We start from the raw sequence: 15,952 nt of genomic DNA, 5'->3' as shown, positions 1-15,952 counted from the left end.
GGCTGCGCCTCGCTCGTTGACCGCGCCCCCGGCTTGCCCTAGAATCTCATGGGCTGAGCGCTCCAGTGGCCCGCCAGGGCCGTGGGCGTTCACGCATCCGTCCTTGCTCGCTGTCGACCCGAACACCCGGAGAGCTCTCGATGCCGCACGACCTTCGGCCGACCCCCGGCAGCGCCAGGCCAAAGTACTGGCGCAAGCCGCTCGACGCCGACCGCATCAAGATCCCGTACGGCGAGATCCACATCGTCGTGGAGCGCTGCAAGGGCTGCCGGTTCTGCGTCGAGTACTGCCCGCGCCACGTGCTCGAGATGTCCGAGGACTTCAACGCCAAGGGCTACCACTACCCGACGGTGAAGCCAGGGAGCGTGTGCCTGGACTGCGGGCTGTGCGAGCTTCTCTGCCCCGAGTTCGCCATCTTCTGCGTGGAGCAGGACGATGCGGCGGACGGAGACGCAAAGAAGGAGGAGGGCGCCGCATGACGACGGCCGAACCCAAGGGCGTCCTCACGGGCGAGCACTACCTGGACGGCGACCACGCCGCGGCCGAGGGCGGGCTGGCCGCCGGCTGCCGCTTCTTCGCCGGCTACCCGATCACACCGTCCACCGAAGTGGCCGAACGCATCGCGGCGAGGTTCCCCGCGGTCGGCGGGCTCTTCGTGCAGATGGAGGACGAGATCGCGTCGGTGGCCGCGATCCTCGGCGCATCGTGGGCCGGCGCGAAGACGATGACCGTGACGTCGGGGCCGGGCTTCTCGCTCATGATGGAGAACATCGGCCTCGGCCTCATGATGGAGGTGCCGACGGTCATCGTCAACGTCCAGCGTGGCGGCCCCTCCACCGGCCTTCCCACGCTTCCCGGACAGGCCGACATGATGCAGGCGAGGTGGGGCTCGCACGGTGACTACGAGATCATCGCGCTCTCCTCGTCGTCGCCCCAGGAGGCCTTCGAGCAGGTCATCACGGCCTTCAACCTCTCCGAGAAGTACCGCCTGCCCGTGCTCGTGATGATGGACGAGTGCGTCGGCCACATGACGGAGAAGGTCGTCATCCCGAAGGCCGAGGACATCGAGATCGTTCCCCGCAAGCTCTACCGCGGCGCGAAGGGGACCTACCGCCCCTACGAGCCCGACAAGGACATGATCCCGTGGATGGCGCGCGCCGGCGACGGCCACCGCTTCCACACGACCGGCCTCACGCACGACGAGCGCGGCTATCCGGTCATGTCCGCCGAGTGCCAGGAGAAGTGCGTGCACCGGCTCGTGGACAAGATCCGCTCGCGCGCGGACGACATCGTCGTACTCGAGGAGGAGGCCACCGACGGCGCCGACGTCGTGGTCGTGTCGTACGGCATCTCCTGCCGCGTGGCCGTCCCGGCGATCGAGCGCGCGCGGGCCGAGGGGCTCAGGGTGGGGAGCCTCAAGCTCGTGACCGTGTGGCCGTTCCCCGAGACGCGGATCAAGGAACTGGCGCGGACGGCGAAGGCCTTCGTCGTCCCGGAGCTCAACTACGGGCAGATGTGCTACGAGGTCGAGCGGTGCGCGGCCGGGCAGGCGCGCACCATCCTCGTGCCGCACGGCGGCGGGTGGGTGCACGATCCCACGAGCATCTACGAGGCGATCAGAGAGGGCGCGAGATGACAACGAAGGCGGGCGTCGCTCCCGACACGACGCATCCGAGGGACGGGCTCCTCCGCATGGACCGCATGCCGCACATCTGGTGTCCGACCTGCGGGCTCGGCACGACCGTGACCGCGTTCGCGGTCGCGATCGAGAGGGCCGGTCTCGACCTGGACCAGCTGGCCGTCGTGTCCGGCATCGGCTGCACGGGACGCGTGGCTGGGTACATCAAGGTGGACTCGTTCCACACGACGCACGGCCGCGCGATCCCGTTCGCGACCGGGCTCCATCTCGCGAACCCGAAGCTCAAGGTCGTGGTCATCAGCGGCGACGGCGACCTCTTCGCGATCGGCGGCAACCACTTCATCCACGCGGCGCGGCGGAACGTGGACATCACGATCATCTGCGTCAACAACTTCATCTACGCGATGACCGGCGGGCAGGTGGCGCCGACGACCCCGATCACCGCGAAGGCCGCGACCATGCCGTTCGGCAACTACGAGCAGCCGTTCAACATCCCGCACCTCGCCGAGTCGTGCGGCGCGGTCTACGTCGCCCGATGGTCGGCGCTCGACGTCAGGAGGCTGTCGAACGCCATGGCCGAGGCCATCCTGAAGCCGGGCTTCTCGGTCGTCGAGGTCATCAGCCCGTGCTCCACGCTGTACGCGCGGCAGAACCGGCTCGGGACGGGCCTCGACCTCATGCGCTTCTACCACGACCACTGCGAGATCAGGCACGGCGCGGACACGCGCGAGCTGGCCATCGACTACCAGAGCAAGATCGTCGTGGGGAAGTTCGTGGACCGCGAGCGGCCGACCTACCTCGAGTCCCTGAACGCGTGGTACGGCGAGGTCTTCGGGGGGAAGTACGCTCCGTACGAGGGGGCCGTCGGGTGAACGAGATCAGGATCTGCGGGTTCGGCGGGCAGGGCGTCATCCGGTGCGGGTACATCATCGGCAGGACCGCGGCGCTGTACAACGGCAAGCACGCGACGCTCACGCAGAGCTTCGGCCCCGAGGCGCGCGGAAGCGCGTGCAGCGCGCAGCTCGTCGTTGACGATGAGCCGGTCCGCTACCCGTACGTCACGTTGCCGGACATCGTCGTCGCCATGTCGCAGGAGGCGTACGACAAGTACGGGTCGGCCATCACGAAGGACGGGACGCTCATCATCGACGAGGACCTCGTCAAGCCGGGGGGGAAGGTCGCCGGCGGGCGCTTCCTGAAGATCCCGTCCACGCGGTTCGCCGAGGAACTCGGCGAGCGCATCGTCGGCAACATCGTGATGCTCGGCTTCTTCACCGCGGTCACCGACGTCATCACCGTGGACGCCGCGAGGAAGGCGCTGCCGTCGTCCGTCCCGACGCGGCTCGTTGACATCAACTGCAGGGCGTTCGAGCGGGGATGGTCGTACGGCGCGGAGGTGGTGGGGGAGAGCCCCAGGGGCCGGCAGGCGGGCGGGCGGGCCAGGGGAAGGTAGGCGCCCCGCCGCGAAGGCCGGCCGACGACCAGCTGGAGGCCTCATGCTGCGTCACAACGCTTCTTTGCGGATCGCGACCGCGGCCGCGCTGGCGGCAGTGATCCTGTGGCTCAGTGGCTGCTCGGGCGGAACCGGGCCCGGCGGAGACGGCCCGCCCGCGGGCCACGTGTACGTCGACGCCTCCAACACCGGAACGGAGGACGGGTCCGAGGAGCACCCGTTCAACACCATCGAGGAGGCTCTCGCCATCGCCGTGGACGGCTGGGTCGTGCACGTCGCGGCGGGCTCCTACGACGTGGGCGACACCCTGTTCGTCCGCAACGCCGTCTCCATCCGCGGGGCGGGCGCCTCCGGGACCGCGATCGGGGGCACCGTATGCGTCTACACCGCCTCTGCCGCCGACACGGTCATCATCGCCCGCCTTGCGTGCGTCAACGTCTGCAGCTTCCCCGCGCCCGACACGACCGCGGCGAACCAGGCTCCCGTCCTCGTGCGCGACTGCGCGCTCGAGTTCGTCGACGATCGCAGCGTCTACGCGCCGCCCTCGCAGTGGTACACGCTCGACGGCTGCGACGTCGCGGGTGACGTCCTGCTGGCGTACGTCGACTGCGATGCTCCTCGCTCCCTCGTCGCGTGCGAGGTGGCCGGGTCCTTCCGGTTCAGCGCCGTCTCCGGCGTGTCGTGCACGGTCGCCGGGAGCGACCTCGGGGGGAGGGTGCGCTTCAGCGTGCGGGAGATCGAGCGGGCTGCCTTCCTGAACAACGACATCGGCGACGACGTCTTCGTGACGGCCCGCGACTGCACGACGACGGTCGTCTCGGGCAACCTGGTGGAAGGCGACACGCTCAAGTTCACCTTCGTGGGCTGCGACAGCTGCCGCATCGTCGGGAACGAGCTGCCCGACGGGGGGATCTACGCCACTTGCTCGTTGTTCGAGGTGATGTCCATCGAGGGCAATCTGCTGGAGAACGGCGACGTCAGGGTGACGTTCGTGGGCGGCGCGCTCACCATGCACGGGAACGTGATCACCTGCCCGGCGGGGCGGGACGCCGTGTCCGTGGTGACCGCGACCCCGACGCCACCCGCCATCACGGAGAACGTCATCGTGCTGCCGTACGACGCGCCGACGGGCGGTCTTCCGCACCAGGACACGGCCCCGTGCGGCATCCGCGTCGAGGCCTCGACCCTCGGCTCCGTGTTCGACAACACCGTCACCGGCGGAGCCTACGGCATCAACTGCTACGGGCAGCACGCCGAGATCGTCGAGAACTGGGTCGAGGGGGCGCATCTCGGCATCGCGGCCTACGGGTCGGACGTGCTGTGCGGGGACAACCTGGTCCAGGACTGCGCCGGCGACGGCGTGTGGCTCCGGACCACGGGCCCCGTGGAGGGGAACGTCGTCAGGCGCAACGGCGGCGCCGGCGTGCGCGTCCGGGGCGACTGCGACCTCGGGGGCGGCGCCTTCGGCTCGACCGGCGGCAACACGCTCACGGAGAACCTGGGCTACGACCTCGTGGTCGAGGTGCTGGCGACACAGGCCGACACCATCTTCGCCAGGCACAACGTGTGGGACCACTTCTCGGTGCCCGACATCATGGCGCACGACGTGTGGGACTCGGACGATGACCCGACCCTGGCCGCGGCGGCCGTCGCCCCCACGGCGAGCGGCCGCGAGCGACGATAAGGTCGAATTCAGGACGGGGATTGCCGCCGTCGTCCGCTTCGCTTTCCGGCGCTTCTCCGAGGAGCACGCCGCGGAGAGCGCCGCGAGCATGGCGTTCTACGCGGTCTTCTCGCTCTTCCCGCTTCTTCTCGTGCTCGTCATCGCGGGGAAGCTCGTCGTCGCGGGCTTCGGTCTTGAGGACGACGTCCTCAGGCTCGTGCTCGCCGTGTTTCCCCCCGCGTTCGCTGACCTCATCCAGCGCAACCTCACCGTGGCCCTCGCGGCCGGAGGCGCCGTGGCGGGCGTCGCGGGCCTCGCCGGGCTTCTCTGGGCCGCGGCGAGCGGGTTCTCGATCCTCGCGGTGACGCTGAACCGCGCGTGGTTGGGGGCGCGGCCCCTCAACGCGCTCATGGCGCGGCTGCGCGCGCTCGCCATCGTCGGGTGCCTCGTCGCGCTCCTGGCCGCCGCGCTTGTCGTGCGGGCGGCGCTGCGGTTCGTCCCGGCGCTCAACGCATGGCTCGGCCGGCCCGCGGCGCTCGGCGCGGTCGCTCGCGTCCACCCAGGCATCGCCGTGGCGCTGCTCGTGTTCTGCGTGCTCCTGCTTCTCTACCGGCTGGTCCCGCGCCGCACGGTGCGGTGGCGGCACGCGGCCGCCGGGGCGCTCGCGGCGGGCGCGGGCTCGCTCGCCGCGACCTGGGCGTTCACGCTGTTCCTGGCAAGCGGGTTCGCCAGGTACGGGGTCGTGTACGGCCCGCTCGGCGCGCTCATCGCGTTCCTCTCGTGGGTGTACGCCGTGGCGGCGATCGTGCTCTTCGGGGCGTACCTTGGGGCCGCCATCGCGGAACACCGGAGCGCGGAGACGCCACCGGTGCGCGGCCTTGCACCCGGGCCCCATGCGGCGCATCGTAGGAGATAGGAGCCCGAGAATGAACCGTCTGCGACAGGAGTTCGGGAACGGCAGATGCTAGACATAGACAAGATGGATGGACTGTGCTATAATCTGATGGGAAGGTCCCTTTGCGCCACACGGCGGGAGCGATCATGGTGCGCGACTGCCGCGAGCCATGTGGCGCACGCCTGACCCACTCTCGTCCGGAGGTTCACCGTGAACGCCTGGATCCGTCGGAGCGCCGCTGTGGCCATGGTGGTCGTCGGAGCCCTGGCATGGCCGGCCGTCGCCGCGGCGTCGGCGAGGCACGAGATCGTGCTCGCACGCGGGGCGTTCGTGCCTGAGTCGTCGCTGCTCGCGCGCGATGCCGACGCCCACCTCGTGGTGCAGTTCCACGAGGTCCCCTCGCTCGCCGAGAGGGAGGCGCTCCGCGCCCAGGGCATCGTCCTCCTCGACTACCTCCCCAACCTCGCCTGGACGGCCTCGGTCCGCGGGGGCGCCGTACGGGCGCTCGACGCGCCGAACGTCCGCGCCGTCTTCGCGCTTGCGCCCGAGGACAAGATCTCGCCGCGGGCGGAGGGCCGGAGAACCGTGCGGGTCTTCACCTATCGCGACGTGGCGGACGCCGAGGCGGTCCTCGCGGCGCACGGGCGGGTGGCGGGCAGATCGGGTGGCGTGTACACGCTCGAGCTCGAGGGTGATCTGCGGTCTCTCGCGGCCGAGGACGTCATCCAGTACGTTGACGGCCCGCTCCCGGACAAGGAGGAGCACAACGACGTGCTCCGCGACGCGATCAACGCCGACGAGGTGCAGGCGGCGCCGTACGGCCTCAGCGGGCAGGGGCTCACCATCGGGATGTGGGACAGCGGGTCCGTGGCCACGAACCACGCCGACTACATGGGGCGGATCATCGTCGCCGACGGCGCCTCGACGGGCTCGCACGCAACGAAGTGCGCGGGCATCCTGGCCGGTGATGGGACGCGGAGCGAGTACTTCGGCGGCACGCCCTACCAGTGGAGGGGCGTGGCCACGGAGGCCGTCATCGCCTCCTACAACTGGCCTGAGGACGTCGAGAACATGGATGACGAGTACGAGGATGCCATCAGCCAGTACGGCATCATCGCCGCGTCGAACTCGTGGGGCTGGGGGCTCTGTCCGAACTACTGCGAGTACTACGGCACCTACGACGACTGGAGCCAGAACTTCGACGCGATCGTCCGCGGCAGCCAGGGGGCGGCGCTCAACATCATCTTCTCGGCCGGCAACTCCGGCACCTGCACGGCGTGCGCGGACTGGATCCCGCACTTCCCCTACGGGACGGTCCCCGGACCCGGTTCGACCGCGAAGAACACGATCGTCGTCGGCAGCACGAACGCCGACAACGACGCGCTCAGCGGCTTCAGCAGCCGCGGCCCGACGTCCGACGGGCGTCTCAAGCCGGACGTCACCGCTCCGGGCTGCAAGAGCTACACCGGGATCACCACGACGAACACCGACAACGACTACCATGGCACGTCGTGCGGCACCTCGTACGCGTGCCCGGCGGTCTCCGGGTCCGTCCTCCTGACGCAGGAGGACTTCCTGAGCACGTTCGGGACGACGGCCTGGCCCTCGACGGTCAAGGCGCTGCTCATCCAGGGCGCCGAGGACCGCGGCAATACCGGTCCCGACTACCAGTTCGGGTTCGGGCGGATCAACATCCAGAACACGATCGACATCGTCCGCGCCGACGGGGGCGCGTGGGACCTCATCAGGCAGGGGACGCTCTCGATCGGCGGCGTGGCCGAGCACGAGGTCTGGGTGGACGGGGAGAGCGAGCTCAAGGTGACGCTCGCGTGGGACGATCACCCCGGAAACCACCAGGGCAGCGGCAGGATGCTCGTGAACGATCTCGACCTCGAGGTTGTCTCGCCGAGCGCCGTCACGCACCGCCCCTGGCTGCTCGACCCCGATGACCCGAGCGCGCCCGCGACCACGGGCGTGGATGAGCTCAACAACGTGGAGCAGGTTCTCGTGGCGTCTCCGGAGAGCGGGACCTGGACCGTCCGTGTCGTCGCGACGCTTCTTCCCGAGCCGGACCAGAGCTTCTCGCTCGTCATGAGCGCGGGCGCGCCGCCCGATCTTCCTCCCGCCGCGCCGACGGGGCTCGGCGCGGAGCCGGGCGCCAACGAGGGCGAGATCCAGCTCGCGTGGAGCGCCAACACCGAGCCCGACTTCGACCACTACCGGCTGGAGCGCGACACGACCGCGGCGTTCGGCGCCGGCGCGGCGTCGTTCGAGACGCCGAACGAAGCGTATCTGGACACCGGCCTCGAGCTCGGGAGGACCTACTACTACAGGCTGTTCGCCGTGGACCTCGGCAACCACGAGAGCGCGCCGAGCGAGACCGTGAGCCTCACGCTTCAGCTCTCCGGTGTGCCCGAGGGGGCGGTCGCCTCGCTCTCGCTCATCAGGCCGAACCCGTTCTCGAGCGAGACGTCGATCGCCTACACCGTGCCGTCGGCGGGCGCGGCGGTCGCCATCCGCATCTACGACGTGCGGGGGAGGCTCGTGCGCGCGATCGCCGAAGGTCGCCAGGCGGGCGGACACCACGCCGCTGCCTGGGACGGCCGCGACGCCACGGGCCGCGCCGTGTCGCCTGGCATCTACTTCTGCCGGGCCGAGATCGGGGAGTGGTCCGAGGTCCGGAAGGTCGTGCTGCTCAGATAGGGTCGCCGGCGGCGCCGGCGCTTCCGTCGGTCTCGGCGCCCACACGCGCCTCAGTCGTACCTCAACGTGCGGGGATGATGAACATGCGTCTTCGAACGGTCACAGTCCTCGGACTCGGTGCACCGGCTGCCCTTGCGTGCCTTCTCGCAGGCACGCCGGCTTCCGCGGCGCCCGTGATGGGTGAGGTCGTCCCCATCCGCCAACCCGACGGCACGCTCGTGGAGGTCGTCGTCTGGGGCGACGAGTTCTACGCGGTGGGCGAGACGCCCGACGGCTTCACGCTGACGCCCGATCCGGACTCCGGGTTCCTGTGCTATGCGCGGCTCTCGACCGACGGCCGTTCGCTCGTCTCCACCGGCGTGCCCGCGCGGGAGGCGCCGCCGGCAGGGCTGGTCAGACACGTGCGCGTCACCCCCGAGGCTGCCAGCGAACAGGCTCGCGCTGTCCGCGCGGACCTCGCGCGGCGCGCCTACGACGGCCCGCTCGCGCCGCGGACGCGCGCCGACCGGGGTCCCAGCACGGGCGATGTGGTCGGCATCACGCTCATCATCGACTTCTCCGATGACCCGGGCACCATCCCGCCCGGGACCGTCTCGTCCTACTGCAACACCCCCGGCTACACCGGCTACGGCAACAACGGCTCGGTGTACGACTACTTCGTGGATGTGTCCGAGGGACTCCTCAAGTACACGAACCACGTCCCCGCGCAGTACTACCGCGCCATCCACACGAAGGCCTACTACTGCGACAGCTCGGTTCCCTACGGGCAGCGCGCCCGCGAGCTCATCATCGAGGCCCTCACGGCGATGGACAACGCCGGCTTCGACTTCAGCCAGTACGATGCCGACAACAACGGGATCATCGACGCCGTGAACTGCTTCTACGCGGGCGACCGCTGGAACTCGTGGGCCCAGGGCCTGTGGCCGCACGCGTGGACGGTGAGCTTCTGCGCCGACGGGGTCTGCACGCACCGATACCAGATCACGAACATGGGAAGCCAGCTCACGCTCGGGACGTTCTGCCACGAGAACGGCCACATGCTCATGGGGTGGCCCGACCTCTACGACTATGATCACGACTCGAAGGGCGCCGGAGTGTACTGCCTCATGGCGTACGGGGCGTTCGCGCTGAACCCGGTCGAGCCGTGCGCCTACATGAAGCTCAGGGCGGGGTGGGCAGACGTCACGGTCCTGACGCAGCCCCAGGCGGGGGTGCAGGTGGCGGACGACGGCAACGTCGTCTACAAGTTCAACCACCCCACAGCCTCGAACGAGTACTACCTCATCGAGAACCGCCAGAAGGTCGGTCGCGACGCGGGTCTCCCTGACGCGGGTCTCGCCATCTGGCACATCGACACGCTGGGGAGCAACAACAACCAGCAGCAGACGCCCGCACTCCACTATCTCGTGACGCTCGTGCAGGCCGACGGCCAGTGGCATCTCGAGAACAACGTGAACACCGGCGACGCGTACGACCTGTACGCCGCGCCGGCGGACGTCGCGTGCACGCCGCTGACGAATCCGAACACGAACTGGTGGAGCGGGAGCCAGTCGGGTCTGTCGTTCACCGACATCAGCGCGTCGGGTCCGGTGATGACATTCGAGTTCATGGACGCGCCGCCCTCGACGCCCGGCGGGTTCGCCGTGGAAGGCGCCGAGCTGTGCGTGCTCCTCGAGTGGAGCCCCGTGAACGCGGCCGACCTGTCGCACTACCGCGTCGAGCGCGACACGACCGCGGCGTTCGGTCCCGCCACGGTGAGCAGCACGACGACGGCGACGCACCTCGTGGACTGGCCGCTCGAGCCGGGGAAGGAGTACTTCTTCAGGGTGTCCGCGGTGGACGCCGGCGGGAACGCGAGTCCCCCGACAGCGCCGCAGTCCGCCATCCCGACGCCCGACGTGCCGCCGCCGGCGGCGACCGGCGTGGCCGCGCTCAGCGGCGGGCAGGTCGTCGAACTCAGGTGGGAGGCGACGCTGCTCCCCGACATCGTGGGCTATCATGTCGTTCGCGACTCCACCCTGGCGTTCGCGACGGCGGAGACGCTGGACTTCGTCGCAGCCGGGCCGTACACGGACGCGACGTGCCCGCCCGGCCAGGCGCGGTGGTATCGGCTCGTCGCAGAGGACCACGGGGGCGCGCTCGGAGAGGCCTCCGTGGCGGTGGCGGGAGTCTCCGTTCCGGGGCGGGCCTGGTACGTGGACGGCTCGTACGCCGGGTGGGAGATGGGGTCGTACCTGCAGCCGTACCGGACGATCGGCGCCGCCGTGACCAGCGCTGCGGCCGGTGACGTGGTCGTGATCGGCCCCGGGGAGTACGCGGGGTCGCTCGCGCTCAAGGCGGGTGTCTCGATCGTCGGGATGCGCGGGGCGGGCGTCACGAGCGTCCCGGCGGCGGTGACGGCGTTCGGCCTCGGGCGGGACGCCGTGGTCAAGGGGCTTCGCCTCGATGGCGCCGGCTCGGTGGCCGTGATGCTCGATCTCTACCTCTGCGACCTCGTCGTTGAGGACTGCGAGTTCCTCGGGGCGACGACGGCGGCCGTCAACTGCCACGACGGGGGCGTGCCGCTCCTCCGACGGAACCTCTTCACGGGCAACACGCGCGGGCTGCGATGCGTGGGCTCGGGGCCGACCGTGGTGTCGAACACGTTCGTGGCGAACTCATCGTCGGACATCGCGAACTACGGCAGTCCGGGGCCCGTCGTCGGCGGGAGCCTCTGGTCGGCGAACGACTTCCTCGAGCCCGGGACACGGACGATCTCGAACAGCGACAGCGTGGCGGTCGTTGCGGTGCTCAACTTCTGGGGCAGCGAGTGTCCGGATCCCGCGTGGTTCACGGGTCCGGTGGAATACACGCCCTGGACCGACGAGTCGCATGCGCGGGTGCTGCACGAGTGTTCCGCCGGCGTTCCCGGGCCGGGCGCTCCCGGGGTCGCATACCTTCGGCCCGGCGTACCGAACCCGACCAGCGGCGGCGCGGAGATCGCGTTCGGCCTGGCGGAGCCGACGGCTGCCGTCACGCTTCGGGTGTACTCGGTCACGGGGCGGCTGGTGCGGACGGTGCTTGACGACCGCATGGCCGCGGGGCACCATGTGGCCTGGTGGGACGGACGCGACGACCGAGGACACGATGTGGCGTCCGGGGTGTACCTCTGCCGGCTCGAGGCGGGCCAGCAGAGGCTGTCGAGCAAGCTGGCGGTGCTGAGGTAGGCGGCGGGCCACCGAGGGCCACCGGCACGTGGAGCTTGCCGGCTGCGCCTCCGTTCCCCCGCGCCGAGGTGCGGCGCCCACTGACACCCCGCAGATCCACGCTGCCGAGGCCGCTCGCTACGTCGGCCGGGTGGCGAGGGTCTGCGGCCACGTCGCGAGCGCCGCGCACTTCCCCTCAGCCTCGGGACGCCCGACGTTCCTCAACCTCGACCGGCCGTTTCGAACCAGATCTTCACCATCGTCATCTGGGACGGCAGCCGGTCGCGCTTCGGCACGCCGCCCGAGCGGCTCTTCGACGGCAAGTCGGTCTGCGTGACGGGGACGATCGAGACGCACCGCTGGAAGCCGCAGATCGTCGTGGACGACCCTGCCCAGATCGCGCTCGCCGCGCCCGCCCCGGGCTCGAGGGGTGCGCCCGCGCTCTCGGACGGCGATCGGGCGGTCGTGAAGGCCCTGCTCGCGTTCCTCGGCCACGAGGCGAACTACGGCTCGGCGCAGTGGGATCAGGAGGCCGTCGAGGCTCTGATCGCGTTCCAGGAGGCCCGTGGTCTTCCTCCGACGGGCGAGCCCGACGCGGCCACGCTCAGGGCCCTCGCCGACACCGTGGGGGAGATCCCGGAGCGCGACCGCACGATGGTCATTCGGATGATCCTGCTCGAGCTCGCGCGCCGGCAAGAGCGAGGTCGGCGACCACCGGCAGGTGGTCCGACGCCTCCAGTGTGTCCCCCGCGCGCAGCCCGTAGCGCATGAGCGTCTCCGCGTCGAGCGACTCGGTGGCCAGCACGAACGCGTTGCCGAGCCGTGCGACGCTGTCCGAATAGACGATGTAGTCCAGCCTGCCCGGAGCGAACGGGCTCGTCGCGTCGCGCCACGTGTAGGTGTCGCGCCCGCCGGCAAGGCGCGGCATCGCGTCCGCAAGCGGCGTGCCGTCCCAGTCGGGTGGCCGCGAGGGACCGAAGGTCGCCTCGTCCACGATCTCACCTGCCAGCAGCGTCCGAAGCTGCCGCTCGCTCCCCACGAGGTTCATGTCGCCCGCCACCACGATCGGCGTGCCCTGCGGGATCTCCCTGCCTCCGGGTGTCGCGAGGTCGCGAACCCACGCGGCGATGGCGTCGAGCTCCCGCTGGCGCTCCTTCTCCTTGTCGCAGCACGGCGGGTGAGCGCTCACGACCGACATGTCCGCGGCATATCGGTCGTCCGGGAGGTCTACGAGCGCCCAGTAGTTCCCGGCCTCGTCAACGGCCTGGGACTCCAGGATCGGGTAGCGGCTGACGATGATGCCCTCGGTGGTGTGCGCGCCGTGCCACGTCGCCTCGGGGATGGCGAGCGAGACATGGTCGGCCGCGTCGGCCGCCGTGTGCGACCAGATCTCCTGAAAGCAGATGATGTCCGGGTCGACGGCCCTGAGAACGCGGATGAACGGCGCCGGGCGCTTGAACAACCCGTCGAAGAGGACGTTCCAGGTCAGAATGCGGACGTCATCCGGACGCCGCCTCTCGAGCGACACGGGGAGCGGGGGAGGCGGGGCCGCGTCGGAGAGCGCGACCCTGATCGCCCCCTCGTCGGGCGCCCGGTCGCCCTTCTCTCCGGAGCCGTCCACGAGCACGAGCGATGCGACGGGCCCGGGGATCAGCGCCGTCCCGTCCGCCACGCGGCGCAGGAGCGAGATCTCAAACTGGCCCGAGGACACGGTGGGCGCCTGGCGGAGGCCGATGTCCGACTGCCCGATGCTCTTCGCGCCGTCGCCGCGCCACATCGTCCCCTTCTTCCGGCCTAAGGTCCACGAGACTTCTGCGCCCAAGCCCTGAACCGACTGGCCGGTTGAAGCGTCGCCATCGCCGTCGATGATGAGCGTGACTTCGTTGGCGCTCTGAAGGTTGATGTGCTGGGCGACCTCGAACCGGAGCGTGACCCGCTCGGCGTCGCTGCGGACCCACACGCGGCCGATGTCGATCCGTTCCCCATTTCCGATCGCGTCGGTCCACGCGGGAGCAGCGTCCCCCCAGTCCTCGATGAGTCCGTCCACCGCATACGGCGCCTCGGCCAGAGCCGGCTGGCTCACCAGCGCCAGAGCCGTCACGACTGCAGAGCAGACTGAGCGCATAGTTCACCTCCACGCCGACGGGGTATTGCCGACCACGCGTTCAATAATCCTCACCGGCAGGCACACTGCAACGAGAGATGTGCCCTGGAAGCCTACTCCTCAGCCCCATCCGCCGCAAGACAGGACGCGGGGGGATTGTGGTTGACAGGAACGCCGCGGGCCGTGTACCGTGTCGCACAGGAACAAGCCATGTCAGCAGGGCAGCACACCCGAAAACTCCTGAAGAGGGACCTGGCGTGCGAGCCGGTCCCTCTTGTGCGTTAGGGGGTCGAGCGGGGGTCGCCCCGGGTGTGCGGTGCCGTGCCGGCGGTCAGTGGTGGCTTGGCCCATGGGGCGGAATGGCCCCCGGCAATTGCCGGCGAGTCCCCTTCGGGGCACCGGCGCGAACACAGCCGGGGCGGGTGGCCTTCACCGGTTCCGGCGAAACAGAGAGGTAGTGAGCAAGTGAGTACGACCGGAAGAGTCAAGTGGTTCAATGACAGCAAGGGCTTCGGTTTCATCACTCCGGACGACGGGTCGAAGGACGTCTTCGTCCATCACTCGGCGATCCAGGGCGAGGGCTTCAAGAGCCTGAGCGAGGGCGACCACGTGCGCTTCGACGTCGTTCAGGGCGAGAAGGGCCCGGCCGCCCAGAACGTTGTCAAGCTGAACGACTAGCTCACGCCAAGGGGCTGTGCGCGCCGGCGCCGCCGGCGCGCACAGCGTCCGAGGCGAAGGGACGCAGCAGAGGCCCAGCCCATCTCCGGTTTTCTCAGGACAGCAGCTTCCTGATGCGACGAGCCCGCGCTTCCTGGAGAAGACCCATGAACGCCCTCCTCATCTATCCTGAGATCCCGGAGACCTTCTGGAGCTTCCGGCACGCCCTCAAGCTGATCCGCAAGAAGGCATCCTCACCACCGCTCGGCCTGCTCACGGTCGCCGCCATGCTCCCGTCAGACTGGCAACTCCGTCTGGTCGATCTGAACGTCTCGGAACTCACCGACGACGATCTCTCGTGGGCGGAGTGCGCGCTCCTGAGCGGCATGACGATCCAGCGGGAGTCGGCGCATCGCGTCGTCGCTCGCTGCAAGGCCGCCGGGCTCACCGTCATCGCCGGGGGGCCGCTCTTCACGACCGAACCAGAGAGCTTCGACGGCGTCGACCACCTCGTTCTGAACGAGGCGGAGGTGACGCTTCCTGCCTTTCTCGCGGACTTCGCCCGAGGTGAGGCGAAGCGGATGTACCGCTCCGACGAACGCGCGGACCTGCGCAGGACGCCGGTGCCCAGATGGGACCTCGTGACCGTCGGGCACTACGCTTCCCGGAGCATCCAGTTCTCGCGCGGCTGCCCGAACGACTGCGACTTCTGTAGCGTGACCGAGCTCTTCGGGCGCCGCTGGAGGACGAAGACGGCCGACGGGATCATCGCGGAGCTGGACGGGCTCTACGATCTCGGGTGGCGAGGCACGGTCACCTTCGTTGACGACAACCTGATCGGCAACCGAAGGCGGCTCCGTGACGAACTGCTGCCCGCGCTGATCGCGTGGCGCAGGGGCAAGTGGGGGATGTCGTTCAGCACCCAGGTGACCATCGAGATCGCCGACGACCCGGAGCTTCTCGGCCTGATGGTCCGCGCTGGCTTCGACACCGTCTTCGTGGGGATCGAGACGCTCAACGACGCGGGCCTCGCGGAGTGCGGCAAGACCCACAACCGGCACCGCGATCTTCTCGACGACGTGCGGCGCATCCAGCGCGCGGGGCTGCAGGTGCAGGGCGGCTTCATCGTCGGGTTCGACAGCGACACGCCGTCGGTCTTCCAGAACCTCACCGACTTCATCCAGAGGAGCGGGATCGCGACCGCGATGGTCGGGATGCTCCAGGCGCCGGTCGGGACGGACCTCTACAGCCGGCTTGCGGGGGAAGGGCGCATCAGAAGCCAGGTGTCCGGCGACAACGTTGACGGCTCGACGAACATCGTGCCCGCCATGGGTCTGGACTCGCTTCAGAGCGGCTATCGCAGGGTCCTTCGGGAGATCTACGCGCCGCGCAACTACTACAAGCGGCTGCGCGCGTTCATGCGCGTCTACAGACCGTCCCCATCCAAACCACGGCTCATGCGGTGGCACGTGAGCGCCTTCTTCCGCTCGCTCCTCTACCTGGGCATCGTGGAGAAGGAACGCTCGCAGTACGCCGGCTTCCTGCTCTGGACGCTCTTCAGAAGGCCGAGAGCTCTGCCCACCGCCGTGGTTCTCGCCATTTCGGGCTACCACTTCCGCAAGTGCAGCGAGCTGCTCGCCCTCTGAGCCCGCG

The 15,952-nt window shown here is 69.5% G+C and carries 12 protein-coding genes; 11 read left to right on the top strand and 1 reads right to left on the bottom strand.

Features of this window, described 5'->3' with window-relative positions:
- The first annotated feature begins 140 nt into the window (after positions 1-140).
- From FJY74_06600 to FJY74_06560, 9 genes are all read left to right on the top strand, one after another.
- Positions 141-479 (top strand): 4Fe-4S dicluster domain-containing protein, encoded by a 339-nt coding sequence (locus tag FJY74_06600; protein MBM3307975.1) that lies wholly within the window; start codon positions 141-143, stop codon positions 477-479.
- Positions 476-1,636 (top strand): 2-oxoacid:acceptor oxidoreductase subunit alpha, encoded by a 1,161-nt coding sequence (locus FJY74_06595; protein MBM3307974.1) that lies wholly within the window; start codon positions 476-478, stop codon positions 1,634-1,636. The genes FJY74_06600 and FJY74_06595 overlap by 4 nt, the downstream gene beginning before the upstream one ends.
- Complete coding sequence (locus FJY74_06590) at positions 1,633-2,511, top strand: 2-oxoacid:ferredoxin oxidoreductase subunit beta (GenBank protein MBM3307973.1); 879 nt, start codon at positions 1,633-1,635, stop codon at positions 2,509-2,511. Before FJY74_06595 ends, FJY74_06590 begins: the two co-directional genes overlap by 4 nt.
- Positions 2,508-3,092 carry a 2-oxoacid:acceptor oxidoreductase family protein gene (locus FJY74_06585; GenBank protein ID MBM3307972.1) on the top strand — a complete coding sequence of 195 codons (585 nt, stop codon included), beginning with the start codon at positions 2,508-2,510 and terminating at the stop codon, positions 3,090-3,092. Before FJY74_06590 ends, FJY74_06585 begins: the two co-directional genes overlap by 4 nt.
- Positions 3,093-3,135: 43 nt before the next feature.
- Positions 3,136-4,776 (top strand): DUF1565 domain-containing protein, encoded by a 1,641-nt coding sequence (locus tag FJY74_06580; GenBank protein ID MBM3307971.1) that lies wholly within the window; start codon positions 3,136-3,138, stop codon positions 4,774-4,776.
- Positions 4,715-5,671, top strand: a complete 957-nt coding sequence (locus tag FJY74_06575; protein MBM3307970.1) for a YihY/virulence factor BrkB family protein — start codon at positions 4,715-4,717, stop codon at positions 5,669-5,671. Before FJY74_06580 ends, FJY74_06575 begins: the two co-directional genes overlap by 62 nt.
- A gap of 189 nt (positions 5,672-5,860) precedes the next feature.
- Positions 5,861-8,353 carry a S8 family serine peptidase gene (locus FJY74_06570; protein ID MBM3307969.1) on the top strand — a complete coding sequence of 831 codons (2,493 nt, stop codon included), beginning with the start codon at positions 5,861-5,863 and terminating at the stop codon, positions 8,351-8,353.
- Between the two features lie 176 nt (positions 8,354-8,529).
- Positions 8,530-11,559: a M6 family metalloprotease domain-containing protein gene (locus tag FJY74_06565; GenBank protein MBM3307968.1), complete on the top strand. Its 3,030-nt coding sequence runs from the start codon at positions 8,530-8,532 to the stop codon at positions 11,557-11,559.
- A gap of 312 nt (positions 11,560-11,871) precedes the next feature.
- Positions 11,872-12,309 carry a peptidoglycan-binding protein gene (locus FJY74_06560; GenBank protein MBM3307967.1) on the top strand — a complete coding sequence of 146 codons (438 nt, stop codon included), beginning with the start codon at positions 11,872-11,874 and terminating at the stop codon, positions 12,307-12,309.
- Here FJY74_06560 and FJY74_06555 read toward each other — a convergent pair.
- Complete coding sequence (locus tag FJY74_06555; GenBank protein ID MBM3307966.1) at positions 12,197-13,663, bottom strand: endonuclease/exonuclease/phosphatase family protein; 1,467 nt, start codon at positions 13,661-13,663, stop codon at positions 12,197-12,199. The genes FJY74_06560 and FJY74_06555 overlap by 113 nt on opposite strands.
- A gap of 444 nt (positions 13,664-14,107) precedes the next feature.
- On the opposite strand from FJY74_06555, the gene FJY74_06550 reads away from it, so the two are divergent.
- Positions 14,108-14,320, top strand: a complete 213-nt coding sequence (locus tag FJY74_06550) for a cold-shock protein (GenBank protein ID MBM3307965.1) — start codon at positions 14,108-14,110, stop codon at positions 14,318-14,320.
- Between the two features lie 146 nt (positions 14,321-14,466).
- Positions 14,467-15,945: a DUF4070 domain-containing protein gene (locus tag FJY74_06545; protein ID MBM3307964.1), complete on the top strand. Its 1,479-nt coding sequence runs from the start codon at positions 14,467-14,469 to the stop codon at positions 15,943-15,945.
- Positions 15,946-15,952: the final 7 nt, after the last annotated feature.

This window comes from Candidatus Effluviviaceae Genus I sp. (assembly GCA_016867725.1).
Lineage (GTDB): Bacteria > Joyebacterota > Joyebacteria > Joyebacterales > Joyebacteraceae > VGIX01.
This window is presented reverse-complemented; position numbering and strand designations above follow the sequence as displayed.

Excerpts from the sequence above, each read along its gene's own strand:
- FJY74_06555 (MBM3307966.1), bottom strand. The coding sequence starts at position 13,663 with ATGCGCTCAGTCTGCTCTGCAGTCGTGACGGCTCTGGCGCTGGTGAGC.
- FJY74_06600 (MBM3307975.1), top strand. The coding sequence starts at position 141 with ATGCCGCACGACCTTCGGCCGACCCCCGGCAGCGCCAGGCCAAAGTAC.
- FJY74_06580 (MBM3307971.1), top strand. The coding sequence starts at position 3,136 with ATGCTGCGTCACAACGCTTCTTTGCGGATCGCGACCGCGGCCGCGCTG.
- FJY74_06575 (MBM3307970.1), top strand. The coding sequence starts at position 4,715 with ATGACCCGACCCTGGCCGCGGCGGCCGTCGCCCCCACGGCGAGCGGCC.
- FJY74_06595 (MBM3307974.1), top strand. The coding sequence starts at position 476 with ATGACGACGGCCGAACCCAAGGGCGTCCTCACGGGCGAGCACTACCTG.
- FJY74_06565 (MBM3307968.1), top strand. The coding sequence starts at position 8,530 with ATGGGTGAGGTCGTCCCCATCCGCCAACCCGACGGCACGCTCGTGGAG.
- FJY74_06545 (MBM3307964.1), top strand. The coding sequence starts at position 14,467 with ATGAACGCCCTCCTCATCTATCCTGAGATCCCGGAGACCTTCTGGAGC.
- FJY74_06590 (MBM3307973.1), top strand. The coding sequence starts at position 1,633 with ATGACAACGAAGGCGGGCGTCGCTCCCGACACGACGCATCCGAGGGAC.